Annotated in this window: 10 protein-coding genes and 1 pseudogene; 10 read left to right on the top strand and 1 reads right to left on the bottom strand. The window is 53.2% G+C overall.

Annotation, left to right across the window (positions count from 1 at the left end):
- Positions 1-102: 102 nt before the first annotated feature.
- The 10 genes and pseudogenes from SH580_RS05355 to SH580_RS05305 all read left to right on the top strand — a co-directional run bounded on the left by SH580_RS05355 (position 103) and on the right by SH580_RS05305 (position 15,672).
- Positions 103-2,697: a hypothetical protein gene (locus tag SH580_RS05355; protein WP_319833984.1), complete on the top strand. Its 2,595-nt coding sequence runs from the start codon at positions 103-105 to the stop codon at positions 2,695-2,697.
- The gene (locus tag SH580_RS05350) at positions 2,586-3,698 is read left to right on the top strand and encodes a hypothetical protein (RefSeq protein ID WP_319833983.1); all 1,113 of its coding nucleotides are present in this window, start codon (positions 2,586-2,588) and stop codon (positions 3,696-3,698) included. The genes SH580_RS05355 and SH580_RS05350 overlap by 112 nt, the downstream gene beginning before the upstream one ends.
- A 1-nt stretch (position 3,699) precedes the next feature.
- Positions 3,700-4,461, top strand: coding sequence for a hypothetical protein (locus tag SH580_RS05345; RefSeq protein WP_319833982.1), 762 nt, complete (start codon positions 3,700-3,702; stop codon positions 4,459-4,461).
- 55 nt (positions 4,462-4,516) lie between these two features.
- Entirely contained in the window at positions 4,517-6,832 is a 2,316-nt protein-coding gene (locus SH580_RS05340; RefSeq protein WP_319833981.1) for an alpha-L-rhamnosidase, read from the top strand.
- A 52-nt stretch (positions 6,833-6,884) separates the two neighbouring features.
- Positions 6,885-8,713, top strand: a pseudogene (locus tag SH580_RS05330) (sulfatase).
- Between the two features lie 92 nt (positions 8,714-8,805).
- Complete coding sequence (locus SH580_RS05325; RefSeq protein ID WP_319833978.1) at positions 8,806-9,486, top strand: type II secretion system protein; 681 nt, start codon at positions 8,806-8,808, stop codon at positions 9,484-9,486.
- A 17-nt stretch (positions 9,487-9,503) separates the two neighbouring features.
- Positions 9,504-11,336, top strand: a complete 1,833-nt coding sequence (locus SH580_RS05320) for a sulfatase (protein WP_319833977.1) — start codon at positions 9,504-9,506, stop codon at positions 11,334-11,336.
- A gap of 6 nt (positions 11,337-11,342) precedes the next feature.
- Positions 11,343-12,788 (top strand): sulfatase family protein, encoded by a 1,446-nt coding sequence (locus SH580_RS05315; RefSeq protein WP_319833976.1) that lies wholly within the window; start codon positions 11,343-11,345, stop codon positions 12,786-12,788.
- Positions 12,789-12,793: 5 nt separating this feature from the next.
- Entirely contained in the window at positions 12,794-14,638 is a 1,845-nt protein-coding gene (locus tag SH580_RS05310) for a sulfatase-like hydrolase/transferase (RefSeq protein WP_319833975.1), read from the top strand.
- A 53-nt stretch (positions 14,639-14,691) separates the two neighbouring features.
- Complete coding sequence (locus SH580_RS05305) at positions 14,692-15,672, top strand: hypothetical protein (RefSeq protein WP_319833974.1); 981 nt, start codon at positions 14,692-14,694, stop codon at positions 15,670-15,672.
- An 811-nt stretch (positions 15,673-16,483) separates the two neighbouring features.
- On the opposite strand, the gene SH580_RS05300 is transcribed toward SH580_RS05305, so the two are convergent.
- Positions 16,484-18,094, bottom strand: a complete 1,611-nt coding sequence (locus tag SH580_RS05300; RefSeq protein WP_319833973.1) for an arylsulfatase — start codon at positions 18,092-18,094, stop codon at positions 16,484-16,486.
- Positions 18,095-18,112 lie beyond the last annotated feature (18 nt).

Here is an 18,112-nt window from a genome sequence, read left to right as displayed (position 1 = left end):
GAAATATAGAGACTTTACAAGAAAGGATTCTTATATAATGTTTTGTCAACATCACTGAGATGTGATGTCATACGCTACCTACTTACCCCCTATAGACATCTTGTGCTGAAAATATCCCAAAACCAATCTGCGCCTACAGCTGGATTTGCGCTTGTTCTAGCGCTGTCGCTGATGGCATTTGTGCTACTACTGCTGCTTTCGATTACAACGCTTGTCCGTGTGGAGACGAGTGCTTCGGGCACGGCAATCAGCCGGATGAAAGCGCAGCAAAACGCATTGCTCGGGGTCTATGTGGCGGTGGGGGAGTTGCAGCGCGGAATGGGGCCAGATCAACGGGTGACGGCGCGCGCGGATCTCTTGGATAGTGCGCCGGATACCTTAGAGACCGAGGGTGTTTTGAATCCTTATTGGCTAGCAGCGTATCCGAGCGTTCAACCGGGAAGTGAGGCCCAGGCTTTGGAGACCTTACGTGCCTGGTCGACAGATCAATCAGCGGCGGATCGGGTCAACTGGTTCGTCTCTGCACGCACGGATCTCAGTGACGCTGGAGTGAATCCTGCGACGACCGATGTGGTGGCGCTCAATGGTGGAGATGCGTCTCAAGTGATCACGCTGGCGCGTTATAGAGATAACACAGACGCGGAGGCGGATGTGCGGGCCGGGAAATTGGATATTTCGAATAAGAGCGATTCGGTGGAGGGACGTTATGCGTGGTGGGTCGCGGATGAGAATGCCAAGTTTCGGATCAATGTGACTAAAGACGATGCCGTTTTGAATGGTCAGCCCTTCGATCCACGTTGGTCGTTGATGACGCCGCATCAGTCGAACCCATCGGTGATTGCTGCATTGTCTTCATTTGATGTCGCGGATCCTTTGCAGAAATCAAAAATGGCACGTATCTCTAGTGCAGATAGTTTGCAATTCTTGGATCCAAGTTGGGAGACATGGACCCGTGATAACCGCGATGATTTTACCACGGCCGCGCAGAGTATTCCAGTCGATGTCACGCAAGGGCGCTTGAAGGAAGATCTCAGCGTTTATCTAGGCTCAGATTTGAGTGGCCTGAATGACTCGGACTTTATCGTTCGTGGCAGTGCGACCGATTTGAATTATCGCGGTCAGCTGAGTGTGCCAGCGTTTCAAATGGATCACAGCGATTTGAAATTACCACAATTTGGTTTGTTGAAATCTTGGTATACCCGCGGCATGAGAATTTCTGGACTGGATCAAGGGACTCCATCGGAGCCGCGCGCGCAGGCACCCGATGCGAGTGGTCTGCATCCTGCGATTTTAAGAACCGCACTGTATTTTGGCGTTTCGTATGAGATCATGCCGGGAGGGAGTATTATGCCGGTCTATTTGGTTTACCCGAAATTTGTTTTGTGGAATCCACACAACGTGCCAATTGCGCCTGCCAAATACATCGTGCAAGTGAGGGCCTTCACGACTTTAAATACGCAGATCGATGCCGACCTCTCCGACGATGGCGTGGACAACCCAAGAAGCTATGCGGCGGTGAATATCACCCCAGGGCAAGAGCCTTTCGGTTATCAGGGCAACCTGCCCGCACAGCCTGCGAACAATACATTTGCTCATATGAACCTTGGCGGTGGGGGAAGTTGGGCGCTCGAACGCGATGCGGAGGATGGGTATCCTTACTTCACTTTCGTAATCGATAATCAAGGGTTTGCGCCTGGGGAAACGCTCTACTTCACCGGCGCAGATAAGCATCCTAATGGCGAATACGTGGACACGGAAGTCGAGGACGTTTCCTCTGATTTTAATAATCATAATTTGTTAGTGAATGTCGACGAAGGGCCGCTCGGATTCTTCTACTTACCTTCGGGCTCTTTTCTGACGCCATTGCCGAATCAGGCAGGCGATCCCGTGCCGACAACTGGTAGCAACGATACCCTGCAAACGACCATCTACTTCAGAGATACCTTAACAAACGCGCCCGATGGCAATCGGGAGCCAAGTTTATCCTCGAAGTTATATCACTATTCGAGTTCGGGGGATGTGAAGCTCTTGCAGGACTTGGACCTGACGGGGCCTAGTTATGCCGAAACTCAAATCGATTGGGAGCACATTGATACTGAGGGCAACAGTGGTAATAGTTGGAGCCCGCTGGATCGTCCTGTTTCTTATCGTAGCCTCGATTACTATAAAAACATCAACCCGTTCGAAGCGGTGGCACATCGTGGGCATGGCTATTTTATTAGTCCGATGGGAAGTCCTTTGGCGGGCAATAAAGCGCGCATGATGGCGCGGCACAATTTCGCGGTGAATGAAGTGAGCACGGCAGACCCGCTGGTGAGTAATCTGGGCTCGGGGCGTATTTATGCCGATGCGATTCCGACGGATAATTGGTTCAGTGGTCCACCGTTTCCTTCGGAAATTCCAGAGGATATATCGTATGCTGGAATCGTGGCCGATGGTTATGACCGACCTGGTGGATTCGGGCTTTACGAGAATAGTAATAATTTTAGCCAAGGCACCGTCTATCCGCTCTATGATAGCGTGCGTGCGGAAACGGATCTCTTTTCAATCGGCTTTCTCAAGAATGTGAACTTCAGCCAGTTCTATTGGCAGCCACATTCACTGTGGGTAACTCGGAGGCGCACACCCACGTCCATCGCAATAACATTAAAGCCACACAAGGGGGCACGGTATACACGGACCTGTCTTATCTTTTAAATGAGTCTCTCTTTGATCGTTTTTATCTGTCGACGATTCCGCAAACGGGTGCGTTCAATCCAACCGCAGATCTGATTTTACCGAACACCCGTAATCGTTTAGTTGCAAATGCGGATGGCAGCTTTGCGAGTGCTGCGGATCTGCGAAATTCACCGACTGCATTTGCGCAATCCGCTGCCAGTATTGCGATTGAAGGCGGTTTCAACGTCAACTCCACCTCAGTCAATGCGTGGCGTATGTTGCTCGCTTCGTATCTCGGAGAGAGCGTGCTCGCCGCCGATGGTAGTGCGAGTCACTCCTTACAAAACTCCGCGTTGACCTCAAAACTGTATCCCTTGTTGCCCGAAGGTGCTGCAGTCGATCCCTCCGCTCCAGAAGCGTGGTCTGCGGTGCGCTCTTTAACCGCGAACGAAATCGATTTGTTGGCTGAAGCGATTGTCGAAGAGGTGAAGCGTCGCGGTCCGTTTCTATCTTTGGCGGATTTCGTGAATCGTCGTTTGGTAGGGAATTCAACGACTGTGGAGGGCGACTACCTCGGGCTGAAGGGCACGTTGCAAGCGGCCATCGATAAGCTGTCCATTTTAGGGCAAGGAGTGCTCAACGAAGCATACTATCAGGGTGGCCTCGCAGCCTTAGCGCTCAATTATCCTGACGGGGTGCCGGTCAATTCAATCTACCCCGAGCATGAAACAGGCATGCCCGGTGGCTTGGGAGGCTCGCGTATGTTTGGAGTGCCCGGCTTCTTGACGCAGGGAGATCTCCTTTCGGCCTTAGCGCCGATCCTAACAGTGCGGGGTGATACCTTTACGATTCGTGCCTATGGGGAATCGCTTTCCGGGATATCAGGCAACGTGGAATCCAAAGTTTGGTGCGAAGCTGTGGTGCAACGCGTGGCGGATCCGGTGGCAGTCGGGGATTCCGTAGTGGCTCCTTCGGGGGATTTTGGACGCTCTTTTCGAATCCTCTCAATCCGTTGGTTGAATGAAGCAGATGTTATTTAATATGAATTTACGAAGATTATTCTTACTCGGACTCCTCACTGTCTGCGCCGTTTCAGTCGCATCGGCTAATGAGAAGATGAAGGCGGCAGAGATGTCCTCCATCAATTACTCGGATTTCCCAAGTATGTTGAGTCCCGATGATTTGGGCTTCAAGGTGCTGGCTCCGTTCATAGGTAAAGAGGACTTGTTCATCAAATATGGAGCCGGTGGTTATCGCAGGATTCAAACGGTGGCGGAGGGATTAAGTCGCACGCATTATTATTCTGGATCCAGCCCGCTCACGTTTTATCGCAAAGGATTGGATGCGGAAGGGGAGGTGGTTTATCTGCCCGCGGGATCTTGTGAGTTTAAGTCAGCGACGAAAGATGCCGTCATCTGCATGCAGAAGCGTGGTGATGAGTATTTAGCCTTTCCGATTGATCTGAGCCTGAAGGGCCAGCCACTGGGCAGCGTGCGTTTTGTCAATTTTACCCCCGCTAATCTGGTGGTTTTGCTCAACGACGAACGAGCGGCCATCAACCCCGGCGGCGAAGTAGTCACTACGTTCGAATCCAAAGAGAAGACCTATTTTAATTTTAAAATAGGGGCGATGTATGAGGACGAGGCTAAGATGATCTACTCCAAGCGGCACCCCTTTCGCGGAGGAATGCGTATTCTATTTATCGGCTATGCCTCGCGCTCTCCGGCGGGCGGAGAAAGTCCCTTTCGTGTCGTGAGTCACTACGATAAAGGGCCAGAGATCCGCGTGATGTCGGCCAAGTGATCCCGTGCTTTGGCGCGCTTCTTCTCTAAATTTCCGCAACTTTTAAACGACCTACATGACTTCATTCAGTGACAAATCTGTTTGGCTGGCTTCGCCCTTATCGAGCGAATCGACAGCAACATCTGCATCTTATTTTCGCACCAAGTTCCAGCTTCCTTCCGGAGTGACGAAGGCGGTCTTGCGCTTTTCAGCGCTCGGCATTGTGGAGCCGTGGATCAATGGCGCACGTGTCAATGACGACTATTTTACGCCCGGCTGGAGTGACTATCGCAAGCGCGCTTATGTGTGCCGTTACGAGGTGACCGAGCAGCTTGAAGTCGGTGAGAATTGCCTAGGTATTGTATTGGCAGATGGCTGGGCGGGTGCCGCTTTTGGCCCCAAGGGGCATGAAGCTAGCCATGCGCCGCAGACCATGTTTGTCGCAGAATTGCAGCTCACCTTTGCCGACGGAACACAGCAAGTGATCGGGAGTGATGCCACTTGGAAAGTGCGTCGTGGACCTGTCGTGAAAAATTCGCTGTATCACGGGGAGACCTATGATGCGCGTAAGGCGATGCCAGATTGGGCATCGAGTTCCAGCACGGAGCGTGGTTGGAAGTCAGTCGTGAGTGTGGAGACGCCGCAGATCGAATTGACGGAGAAAGCCTGTCCGCCGGTGCGGGTGACGGAGATATTGCCTGTGGTGGATCTGCGCAAAGAGTCGTCAGGCTGGATCGCCGACTTTGGGCAAAACCTAGTCGGTGTCGTTCGTATCCAGTTAAAGGATACGCGTGCAGGACAAAAAGTAATTTTGAAATTCGCTGAGATGCTAAACGAAGACGGCTCGCTGTATTTAGAGAATTTGCGCGATGCGGGGGCTACGGATTGCTATATTTGCCAGGGAGCCGAGGAAGAAAGCTATCAGCCGCATTTCACCTTTCATGGTTTCCGCTATGTGCAGATCGAAGGAGTCGAGTCGGACTTGAGTGCTGCAGATTTGGAAGCCTGTGTGCTGCATAATGATTTGGCCCCGTTGGGGACGTTTCAGACATCCAATGCGATGGTGAATCAGTTGCAGGACTGTATTCGCTGGGGGCAACGCGGAAACTTTTTAGAAGCACCGACTGACTGTCCACAACGCGACGAGCGACTCGGCTGGTCGGGGGATGCGCAAGTGTTTGTCGATACAGCCTGCTTTAATTATGAGTGCGAGGGCTTCTACCGTCAGTGGATGGATGCCATGCGCGATGGTCAGCGAGAAGACGGAGCGTTTCCCGACGTGGCTCCAGACATTCTCGGTTGGCATGGTAATGCCGGCTGGGGCGACGCGGGCATCATCGTGCCACATGCAGTCTGGCTGCACACTGGAGCGACTACGATTCTTGCAGAAAACTGGCAGGCGATGGAGCGGTATTTACGCTTTCTTAAAGACCGGGCGAAACACTATATTCAGCCAGAAACCGTTTATGGTGATTGGTTGGCGGTCGATGCGGTAAAGCCGCAATGGGGGCCGACGCCGAAGGATTTGATTGGCACCGCATATTTTGCCAGAGATGCGCAACTTATGGCGCGTATGGCTGACGCGCTGGGCCGAACTGCAGCAGCGAAGCGCTATGGTCAATTGGCGGCGCGGATCACCGCAGCTTTTCAGCAGCGCTTTATCACCGCCGAAGGATTGGTATTGGGAGATACCCAGACCAGTTATTTGATGGCTTTAGCTTTTGACCTCGTGCCCGAGCATTTGATCGAGGCCGCGGGCGCACGTCTGGTGGAAAAGATCGAAGCGCGTGAGTGGCATTTGTCGACTGGCTTTCTTGGCACGCCATTGCTCAATCCAGTGTTGTCTAAGATTGGCCGAAGTGATGTTGCCTACAAGTTGCTGCTGCAGGAGAGTTATCCGAGTTGGTTGTATCCGATCAAGAACGGCGCGACCACGATGTGGGAGCGTTGGAATAGTTGGACGCGTGAAGATGGCTTTGGTCCGGTGGAAATGAATTCATTCAATCACTATGCCTACGGTGCGATCGGCGAGTGGCTGTATCAAACAGTGGGCGGCATCGCGCCGTGCCCGGAGGCGCCAGGCTATGCACGCGCAATTTTGTCGGCTCAGCCGAGCCCTGATTTAAAGCGCGCGTCCTGTGTCTTGAAAACGCGCGTTGGCACCTATCGCTCAAAATGGACGATCAAGCGAAAGAACTTACACTGGGACCTGACAGTTCCGGCAAGTGGGGAAGGGCTGGTGGTGCTGCCTGCGACGCCTTGGTCGAAGGTGAAGCTCAATGGTAAATCAGTGCCGAGCCGCTTAAAGCATCCTGATCAGCGCAACGCCTTTCGTCTGCTGGCCGGCAAGCATCGCGTAGAAATCGAGAACTGCCCGCTCGCACATCTTTAAATTCTCAAAGGCTTATTTCGCCCGCAATCGGGCTCTCCAAATTTCAATAACTATGTCTGTTTTAAAAACTCTATTCTACGCCCCTGCGATCTGTCTGGCGACTGTTGGTTCACTGCTCGCTTCTGCGTCACAAGCTGAGCCAGAACGTCCAAATGTCGTGATGATCATCGTCGACGATCTTGGTTGGCGCGACCTCGGCTGTTATGGCAGCGAGCTCTATCAAACCCCTGCGGTCGACGCCTTGGCGGCGGAAGGCTTGAGCTTTTCAAATGCCTATGCATCCAGTCGCTCTGCACGCCGACCCGTGCCAGTATTCTTACGGGGCAAACGGTGGGGCGCTTGCGGTTGACCACGCCCGTGGGACACGTGCCTGAGGTGAAACTCGATGCTGCGGAGCGTGCGAGCGCCGCGCCTGGTTTGCCGATGACGGAGCCGGAAACCAATAACCGGATTCCACTTGATTCGATTACCATTTCTAAATTGTTGCAAGATGCCGGCTACGCGACCGCCTTCATGGGAAAATGGCATCTGGGCTACGATCCCTATATTCCTGAAAACTTTGGCTTCGATCATGTTGTGGGTGGACGTGGTTTCCCCGGCCCGCCGCCTCCGGGATTTTTTGGTCCTTGGGATACCGCAGAGACGAATATGCCTGCGGTCGAAGGGCATCCTAATGCGGATGATGTGATCGGCGATGCGGCGGTCGATTTTATCGAGTCCAAGCAAGACGAACCTTTCTTTCTCGCGCTCTGGTTTTTCAACGTGCACGCGCCTTTCCAAGGGAAGCCCGAACTCATTGAGAAATACCGTCCACTCGCGGCACAGGCGCAGTATCAAAAATCTGCGATCATGGGAGCCATGGTCGAGACGATGGATCAGAACGTGGGCAAAGTCACCGAAGCACTGAAACGCTTAGGCTTAGATGAAAACACGATTGTGATCTTCTCCTCCGATAACGGAGGCAACATGTATGACCGTCCCGAGGGCGAGAATCCGACCAACAATTATCCGTTGAAAGCGGGGAAGGGCAACAACTACGAAGGCGGCTCACGTGTGCCGCTGATTGTGAAATGGCCAGGCCAAGTGCCTGCGGGTGATTGGACCGATACCATTGCGATCAGCTATGATTTTTTTCCGACCTTGCTCGATGTTGCTCAGTTGGAGACGCCCGAAGCTGCGGTGCTCGATGGCGTGAGTTTGCGCCCCGCCTTTTCCGGTGAGTTGATGGAGCGTCCGCCTGTGACTAGTATGTTTGGGCACACCGTGCTGGCCACGGGCAACCTTGCGAATGCGTGGGTGCGTGATGGCAAATGGAAGTTGCTACGTTTCTTTAACCTCGGGGCCGATCAGGAGGACTTACTGGAGCTGTATGATCTGTCGATCGATTCAGGCGAAACGCAGAACTTGGCTTTGGAGCATGTAGAAGTCGCCGAGCGATTGAACAATTGGTTGGAAGCGCATTTGGCCGAAACTGAGACATTGCTGCCTCGTAAGAACCCGAACTACGACCCAGAGATGAAGCAAGCTGGGTTTGTGATGCAATCCGGTGGTTATTTTATCGGCGGCCCAGATGCAAGCAAGGCGACGATTACCTCCAATGCCGATCGAGTGGTGCTACGCTACTATCCAGCGGCGGGCGCTACGGGCGACCAGTTGGAATTTCAGTTGATGTCAAATTGTGTGATCTCTGCCACAGTAGGCCTTGGCGATGGACCACTTTACGGGGCGCCCATCACTGTGAATCCCGATCTCACGCAAGGGTGCGTCGTAGTGCCGATCGGGCGTGCTTACGAGCGTGGGCCCATTACACTGTTGCTCGATATGGAGCAACCAGGCCGCAGCCATATTAGTGCGGTGCAACTGAGCGAGAGCCATCTGTAGTTCGTGAATTAGACGCAAAAGATCTGATAAAAACTCATGCATTGCGAGTTGACAAAAGTTCATAAGAAAGGTTTCTTATTGCATACCTCATTATGAAAAAACGACCCCAAACTGCTTTTACCCTGATTGAATTATTAACTGTGATCGCGATAATTGCGATTTTAGCGGCGATCTTGATCCCCGCCGTGGGGGCCGTCAGGGATCGGGCTAATAGTTCGAAAAGTGTGTCCAACCTCAGGCAGATAGGGAACGCGGTGGCGCTGTTTACGAATCAGAATAATGGCATTTTTCCTTTGCTGAATCGCAAGCTGAGCGATCCGGATAGCACGTCGCCGTATTTTTGGGCTCAAGCTTTGGAAGAGGAGATCTTAGAGTGGGATCGCTCGGAGTCGGGCAAGCATCCGATGTTTGATGATCCGACGGCGCAAAAGAGTCACGGCATCAGTGACTATGGTGGTAGCACCTATATTTTTCTGGATGCGAATCCGAACAATACGGATCGTTCGACCTCGGGATTCAATGTCCATGGTTTAGTCAATCCAGCCAAGACACTAGTAGTCTGCACCGCCTATGCGGAGAATACTGGAAATGCATCTTGGTATATTCAGGGCGATTTCGCCAAAGGATCGAATCCGACGAATATACCGGAGCCTCGTTTAAACAATGGCGAGGTGGGCGTGGTGTTTGCCGACGGTCACACCGAGTTGCTCAGCCGCGAAAAAGTTTACGACCTGGAGTTTCGCAAACGTCTTTTCGACCCTTCCGAATATTAATCCCGCTTTAACTTTCTATGTCTATTTTTAAGTCCCTACTGTGGGGGGCATCGCTTAGCGTTGTCGTCCTTACCGCGGCTGCAAAACAGCCTAATATCATTCTGATTGTTGCGGATGATTTGGGCTGGCGCGATAGCTCCGCCTATAAGAGTGAGTTTTATCAAACTCCAGGCATCGATCGTTTGGCGCGGGAAGGGGTGTTGTTTACGGATGCCTATTCGTCGAATCCCCTGTGTTCGCCGACGCGTGCCAGTATTTTGACCGGACAGTCGCCGGCGCGTTTGCGTTTCACGGCCGCGTCGGGACATATTCAGCAGGCGATCTTAGATCCGAAGCAAGGGACTGCGGCCACTGTTGATAAGCCGGCTATCATTCCTCAATCGCGCTCTCGCTTGCCCAATGAATACGTCACCTATGCAGAGCTCTTGCAGGAGGCGGGTTACCGCACAGCGTTTATGGGTAAGTGGCATGTCGGTTCCGCTCCTTACATTCCAGAGAATCAGGGCTTTGATGTAGTGATTGGTGGGCGTCATCATCCGGGCCCACCGCCTCCGGGAGGCTTCTTTGCGCCATGGAAAGTGGAGACGATTCCCGACTACCCGAAAGGCACGCATATCTCCGATGCGATCACCGATGAAGCGTTGAAGTTTATCAAAGCCAATCGCAGCGGTCCTTTCCTGCTCAACCTATGGTTTTACGATGTGCATGCACCGTTTCAAGCGAAGCCTGCCTTGGTGGACAAGTATGAGCAATTGGTTGACCCTGACTACCCGCAACGCTCACCGACGATGGGGGCGATGATTGAGGCAATGGATCAAAATATCGAACGTCTGTTGCAGGAGCTCGATCGTATGGGCCTGCGCGACGACACCATTATTATTTTCACCTCCGACAATGGCGGCAACATGTATAACGAGGTCGACGGCACCACACCGACCAACAACTTTCCGCTGAAAAGTGGTAAGGGGAATAACTACGAGGGTGGGGTGCGCGTTCCCTTGATTGTTTCGTGGGCACGCGTATCACATCCAGGCACCACGACCGATTCAATCGTGTGCTCTGCCGATTTGTATCCTACGATTTTGAAGATGGCAGGTTTGCCGCAGCATCCGGAGTATCACAAAGATGGCATCGACTTTAGTGCAGCCATTGCGGGGGAATCCTTTGATCGCGGTCCCTTCATCTCCCACTTCCCACACTATGTGCCGGCCACGGATAATTTGCCCAACACTAGTGTGCGCGTTGGTGACTATAAGTTGTATCGCTTTTACTACGACGGCGAAAATCAAGCGCACCGATATGAGCTCTATAACTTGAAAACGGATATCGGTGAGACGAATAATCTTGCCGACAGTATGCCGGAAAAAGTTTCGCAGTTGGACGCGACTATTGAGGCCTATTTACAAGAAGCCGAGGTGCTGGTGCCGATCAAAAATCCGACCTTTGCGAGCAAGCCTGTGATGGGCTGGAACGTGATCGGCGATGTTGAGATCGCAGCCGAAAATGGAGTGCTCCGCATCGATAGCAGTGGACGTGATCCACGGATCGGTAGTCACGACTTTCATCATGTGAGTGGTCCCGTCACGTTCTCCTTTACGATGCGTTCCAAATCGAGTGGACAGGGACAAGTCTTTTGGACTTCGCCCACAGTAAAAGGCTTTAAAGGCAATCATTCGGTCAGTTTTGCAGTGCAGCAAGATGGTGCCTGGCACGACTACGCGATCAAGCTACCGTTCACCGGAAAATTGAACTCAATACGTTTAGATCCTTCGCAAGGAGCGGGCGTGATCGAACTCAAAAACATACGTCTGCTCGGTTCGAACGGGCAGGTGTTACACACTTGGAAGTAATTATTTATGTTGAAGAAAGCATGTCTACTCTTGGCCGCGACCTGCCTCTTGCAGTCGGTCTCTGCCGCAAAACAACCGAATGTCGTTCTCATTCTGGCGGACGATATGAGCCCCGATCTTTCAATGCTGGGCACACCTGGCATTGAGACGCCAAACATCGATGCATTCGCTAAAGAAGGCGTGTATTTCTACAATGCATTTGCCGCTTCGGCGTCCTGCTCGCCCTCGCGCACTGCGATCCTAACAGGCATGTGGCCGCACAGTAACGGCAACTGGCGCAATGTGCATACGCCGCCGTTGAATCTTCCCGATAAAGCATTTTCCCGTGAGACACACATCGTAGACACGGTTGGGATTGGTCGTGACGTGGCGACACTCCCCGAGGTCTTTCGGGCCAACGGCTACTTCACCGCAATCACACAGAAGCTCCACTTGAGCCCGGCATGGCGTTATCCTTATGACGCACGCGATCCAGTGCAGTCCGAGCCCAAGCGTTTTCACAAAGTGATGGGAGACTTCATTGAGCAGGCCGGCGATCGTCCGTTTTTTATCCATGCCAATGTTGCAGCGCCACACCGGCCATATCGCGTTCACTTAAATTCCAATCCTAATCAGAAACTGCCTGCGGCGAACAGTATCGAAGTTCCGTCGTTCTTGCCCGACACACCGGGCGTGCGTCGTGACATGCAGGAGTATTACGCCTGCGTAGAAATTGCCGATGCATGCGTCGGTGCGATCCTTCAGGCCTTGGATGACGCGGGTATTCGTGAGGAGACCTTCGTCATCTTCACCTCCGACCAAGGCATGCCGATTCACTACGCCAAAGCATCCGCGTATCCTACTGGAACACGTATTCCGCTCGCGGTGGTGGGGCCTGGCGTGGTCAAAGGACAGACGAATAACTCGCCCGTTTCACAAATCGATTATGCGCCCACGATTCTTGATTATTGTGGCATTGAAATTCCTGAAGTCATGCAGGGGGAATCCTTGCGGCCGATCCTCAGTGGGGGCGACAGTATCGAAGGGCGCGAGTATGTGTTTGCCGAGCACAATTCTCACGGTCCCGATCCGCGCGAATTCTACCCGCAACGTGTGGTGACTGATGGCAACTGGTATTACATTTTGAATGTCGATCCTGACAAATCGCAGCGTTTGCCCGATGATCTTCGCGGTGTCGAAGTTTGGGGCAACCATGCTTACGATGCGATCATTGCCGCGAAAGAGAGTCACCCCGATGAGTATGCGTATCTAACACTTTTTGATAAGCCAAGACAGCCCGAGCAGCTTTATAAAATCGATGAAGATAAATGGGGCGTGCATGACTTGGCCAACAATCCCGAGCGTCAAGCAGTGTTACAGCGCATGCGTGCGGTGATGAATACATGGCGCGCGGCCACGAATGATATTGAAAAGAGTCCGTTAGAAATCCCTGAACAACCGGACGCGCACTAATGCTTTTGAACTGTAAACAAGTTTTCGCATCGCTGGCACTGGGAAGTGTCTTTTATGCGGGCGCACTTTTCGCGGCCACGACGCAGCCGAATGTGATCGTGATTCTAGCCGATGATTTAGGCTACTCCGATTTGGGCGCCTATGGTGGCGAGATTGAGACACCGAACCTCGACCGCCTCGCGAATCAGGGGGTTCGTTATTCGCAGTTTCGAGTGACCCCGATGTGTTCCACCACGCGCGTGGCGCTGATGGCGGGGATGTCGTATCCTGCTGCGGGCAACGGAAGCTATAAGAATGTGCTACCCTTGCCGTCGCTGCTACAGCGTGGCGGTTACCGAACGATGATGGCGGGCAAGTGGCACGCGGGAGCTCGTGACCCCAGAGATCGTAAGATGTTTGATCGCTTCTTCGGTTTTCTAGGCGGGCTGACTGATTGTTTTGTCGGCAGTAATGATTGGTATACGGGGCAAACACAGTTTCGCGACTTTAAGCCAGGCTTTGATGCGACGACGGCTTTCACCGATTCCAGTATCGAGTTTATGGGTGAAGCGCTGGAGGACAACGTGCCGTTTTTCATGTATGTTGCCTACAATGCGCCGCATCATCCTTTGCAGGCGCGTAAAGAGACCGTGGATAAATATATCGGCCGCTACATGGATGGCTACGAGGCGGTGCGCGAGGCACGCTATCAACGGCAGTTGGAGCTCGGCTTAGTCGATCCTGCATGGACGCCTGCGCCACATGGCGTGGAAGTGCGACGCTGGAATGAGTTACCCCAAGCGCGTAAGGTCGTCGAAGACGCCCGCATGGCCGCCTATGCCGCAGTGGTGGATGAAATGGATCAAGGGATCGGGCGACTCATTGCTTTTCTCGAAGAGGCCGGCGAATTGGACGACACTCTCATTCTGTTTATGTCCGATAATGGCGGGGATTATAACAACGGCTCGATACGAACGGATGCGGATCAGATCCCATGGAAACCGCACAACAATCCGACCAGTAGTAATGGTTGGGCATGGGTGAAGAATGCGCCGTTCAATTTTTATAAACATGCCTGCCATGAGGGCGCACTCGCTGCGCCGCTGATTGCGCATTGGCCCAACGGACTCGAAGGGCGGACGGGGCAGATCGATCGTTCGCCGGTCGCGGTGACTGATATTTACCCCACGCTCTTAGAGTTAACGGGCGTGAATTTTCCAAAGAATGACACTTCGCTGAAGCCGCTCACCGGACGCTCCTTTTTGGAAGGCTTGACTGAGCAAACTGCTTTCGATGCGCCCAGTCGTTTTCTCTGGTTTAACCAATCGCGGGCTTGGATCGAAGATGATATGAAAGCGGTGTCGCTCTATGGCGGGCCGTGGCAGTTGTTTGATCTAGTCAAGGATCGCACCGAGCAGCACGACCTCGCAGAGGCGCAGCCGAAGTTGACGAGTGATCTGGCTAGCAAGTGGCAAGCGTATGCGCACGAGATCGAGATGAGCGGTAGGGATAGTCGTGTCGTGGGGCAACAGCAAGCGGGCTGGGGGTGGCATCGTCTACAGATGTTTGCGCCACAGTTGGTGTCCACGTTTCCAGCAAATTCCAAGCTCACTGCGCCGGGAACGACTCGCTTGGAAATGCGCTTTTCGGCAGCCATTGATTTAAGGGGGGCGAAGGGGAAGTTCCTTCGTTTGTTCAAGGTAAGTGATGAGCAGAATCCTGTGTGGGAAATGGATCCCGATGCTTCGCATCCCAGCCAAGGGAAGCGCACGTTATGCTTTGATAACATCCCTGCGCTCGAACCCGATACGCAGTATTACGTTTTGGTTGATCCGGGCGCATTTAAGGTCGCGGTAAGCCAGTCGGTGTGATCAATGATGGCGCATACTGGTGGCGGTTTAGAACGACGGCGGAGTAATTTAGCATGAAAAAACTGTTTATAAGCACCCTCATCGCGAGCACGTGCGCGTCGGCCTTCGCTGCGGTTGTTACCGTTGATGCACCACAGGCAAATTCGCTGATACTGGAAAACTTTAGTGCACCGTCCGATCCTTCCTCGGAGCAGCGTAATGGAGTGCGGTTTGTTTCGGCTCAGGATGGTGTTGCGAAATATTCCATTACTGATCGGGCGGACCCTCAGTTGTTCTTTGATGGCTATGTAGGTGGCATCGATTTTTCGAACTATCCGCATGTGCGTATCCGGCATTCATTTTCCGAACCGAACAAGGGCGGCAGCGTTTACCCCATGCCAGTGCGCGAAGGGAAGATGGGCAAGGTCTCGATCAATAACACCCTGGCAGGGCGACAAGTGATGCTTGAGGAATATCCGCAACTAGGGCAAGGCTTGCGCCTCGATCCTGTAGATGGCGAGCATGTGCCAGGCGAGTATTGTATCGACTACATTATCGTAGATCGTGGTCGGACGCTCGGCTTTGAATTCGATCAGACTGGTTCCACGCGTGGTGGGTTGAATAACTTTTTTATCGGCAACAATCTAGGCGGCGAGAATGGCAAAGAGATCGTGTCAGGCATTGATCGGGGCGTGTTTAATGGCAAGCCGGTGAGTTCCGACTCCATGATGATTTTGCAACTGACACCCGCGACAGGTTTGACTGCCATAAATTCAAAGATCTATAAATTTATCGAAATTCGCATGCGTGTGCTGGAGCCTCAGCAAGGCGTGGGAACTGTTTTCTTTCGTAGTGAAACAGCGAACTCAGGCAGCAGTAAAATCGAATTCGATCTGGTCGATGATGAATATTTTCATACCTATTTGATCGATTTACGTGAGGATGCGTCTTGGAACTCTGGGATGATTAATAGCTTTCGCTTTGATCCGACCAATCGAAAACAGGCGTTTGAGATCGATCACATCCGCTTCTATGAGACGGTGAAGTTTAAGTGATTTTTTGCAGGTAGGGGCTTCACTTGTGAAGACCGCGTGTGAGCAGTTCGTCGCAATGTTGCGGCTTGAGGGCGGTGTGTTTTTAATCTTAGTGTTGTTATTTTTCCTGCGGCCCTGGTTCAGAGAAGCGAGGATACGATTGTAGCCTCAAAACTCTGTTTTGGGGTGCGTCTAGTTGAGCGGCGAATCGTCAGCCGCAGTTGCGGCCCCGGTTCAGAGAACCGAGGATACGATTGTAGCCTTAAAACTCTGTTTTGGGGTGCGTCTAGTTCAGCGGCGAATCGTCCGTCGCTGCTACGGCCCCGGTTCAGAGAAGCGAGGATACGATTGTAGCTTCAAAACTCTGTTTTGGAGTGCGTCTAGTTGGAGCGGTGAATCGTCAGCCGCTGCTACGGCCCCGGTTCAGAGAACCGAGGATACGATTGTAGCTTCAAAACTCTGTTTTGGGGTGCGTCTAGCTGAGCGGCGAATCGTCAGCCGCTGCTATGGCCCCGGTTAAGAGAAGCGAGGATACGATTGTAGCCTCAAAACTCTGTTTTGGGGTGCGTCTAGTTGAGCGGCGAATCGTCAGCCGCAGCTGCGGCCCCGGTTCAGAGAACCGAGGATACGATTGTAGCCTCAAAACTCTGTTTTTGGGTGCGTCTATTTGAGTGGCGAATCGTCAGCCGCTGCTCCGGCCCCGGTTCAGAGAACCGAGGATACGATTGTAGCCTCAAAACTCTGTTTTGGGGTGCGTCTAGTTGAGCGGCGAATCGTCCGTCGCTGCTACGGCCCCGGTTCAGAGAACCGAGGATACGATTGGTAACTTTCCCTAGCGATCACGCAGTCGATCTGGCATGGCTGTTGGCACATAGGGCGTGCCGCCTTCTCTGTCGTCGCGAAGGTGTTGAGGGGGCGTGGGATTCTTGAACTCGGCGTAAGGTTTCCCCTTGGCGTTCAGCCACCAGTTCTCCCAGTTCGTTGATAGCTTCTGAACTAGTTCTGGATGGGAGCTGCTGAGGTTCACGGTTTCGCTGCGGTCGTTAGCTATGTTGTAAAGTTCCCAGTCCTTGCCGTCGACTGCGGTGAGTTTCCAATCACCTGCGCGAATCGCTCGATGATCAAAGAGCTGGAAGTAGATGGCGTCGTGAGGCTCGCGGAGCTCTCCTTGGAAAATCGGTAGTAAACTCTTACCGGGGAGCTCTGGCAGGGCTTTGCCTTTGCCCGCTGCGGCGTAGGTGCTGCCTGCAAGTTCGAGAAAGGTCGGCATGAGATCGATGATGTGTGCGGGCTGCGTGACGATCGAATTCGAATGGGCGATCTGATTCGGCCACCATGCGATGAAGGGCGTGCTGATGCCGCCTTCGTGTTGATTGCGTTTATAGAGGCGCAGGGGGGTGTTACTTACGTTGGCCCAGCCCATGCCGATTTCCCAATTGGAGCCGGGGGCGCCTGGGAGCTTGTCTTGGGCGAGCATGTTCTCGTCGGTGCGGGCGTAGGGCGAGCCGCCGTTGTCGCTCATGAAAATTACGAGTAGGTTTTTATCCAGTCCGTCTTCTTTCAGACTTTGCAGCAAGCGGCCGATGTTCTGATCGAGACGGTCGACCATGGCCGCGTAAACTGCCATGCGCAGGTCTTCGAGTTCTCGTTGCGCGGGGCTGAGCGATTCCCATTCGGGCAGATTGCTTGGATGCGCGGAGAGTTTGACTTCATCGCCGATGATGCCGAGCGCTTGCATGCGCGCGAAGCGTTGGGCGCGCATGGCGTCCCAGCCAGCCTTGTAGGTGCCTCGGTAGCGTTCGATATCTTTGCGGGGTGCCTGTAGCGGATTGTGTGGCGCGTTATACGCGAGATACATGAAGTAGGGCTTGTCGGGGTGGGCGGCTTTGGATTCTTTGATAAAGTCGATGGCGTAGTCGGTTACGGCGTCGGTTACGTAGAAGTCCTTTGTCTGTGGCTTGAACGGAGTCTTATCTAAGCGAAAGGATTGGTCGATCGGAGGGAAGAAGGCACTGGCCCCGCTTAGGTGTCCGAAGAAACGGTCAAATCCGCGATCAATCGGGCTGCCATTGAGATGCCATTTGCCTAGAGCGAAGGTTGCGTATCCGGCCGGACGCATGACCTCGCCGAGCGTCGCGCCTCGTTGCACGCCGAGCCCTGTGACGGGCCAGTAGTGGCCCGACATGATGTTGGCACGTGAAGGTTCACATTTAGAGGCGTTGTAAAATTGGTTGAAACGGAGGCCTTCTTGTGCAAGCCGATCTAAGTTGGGCGTATTGATTTCGCTGCCGTAGCAGCCTAAGTCGGAATAGCCCAGGTCATCGGCGAGTATGTAAATGATGTCCGGTTGCTCTGTGGCCGCTGTTGCGGTCGCATTGCCTAGGAATAGCGCCAGCGCTAGGGCGAGGAGTGAACGTAAGGGGCGATGGGGGCGTTGTGGCATGGGTCTAATGTTTTGTGG

Origin of the sequence: Coraliomargarita algicola (assembly GCF_033878955.1) — a bacterium.
GTDB classification, from domain to species: domain Bacteria; phylum Verrucomicrobiota; class Verrucomicrobiia; order Opitutales; family Coraliomargaritaceae; genus Thalassobacterium; species Thalassobacterium algicola.
This window is presented reverse-complemented; position numbering and strand designations above follow the sequence as displayed.

Bases quoted from the DNA above. Each gene is read 5' to 3' on its own strand.
- SH580_RS05320 (WP_319833977.1), top strand. From the start codon at position 9,504: ATGTCTATTTTTAAGTCCCTACTGTGGGGGGCATCGCTTAGCGTTGTC.
- SH580_RS05300 (WP_319833973.1), bottom strand. From the start codon at position 18,094: ATGCCACAACGCCCCCATCGCCCCTTACGTTCACTCCTCGCCCTAGCG.
- SH580_RS05325 (WP_319833978.1), top strand. From the start codon at position 8,806: ATGAAAAAACGACCCCAAACTGCTTTTACCCTGATTGAATTATTAACT.
- SH580_RS05340 (WP_319833981.1), top strand. From the start codon at position 4,517: ATGACTTCATTCAGTGACAAATCTGTTTGGCTGGCTTCGCCCTTATCG.
- SH580_RS05315 (WP_319833976.1), top strand. From the start codon at position 11,343: ATGTTGAAGAAAGCATGTCTACTCTTGGCCGCGACCTGCCTCTTGCAG.
- SH580_RS05345 (WP_319833982.1), top strand. From the start codon at position 3,700: ATGAATTTACGAAGATTATTCTTACTCGGACTCCTCACTGTCTGCGCC.
- SH580_RS05305 (WP_319833974.1), top strand. From the start codon at position 14,692: ATGAAAAAACTGTTTATAAGCACCCTCATCGCGAGCACGTGCGCGTCG.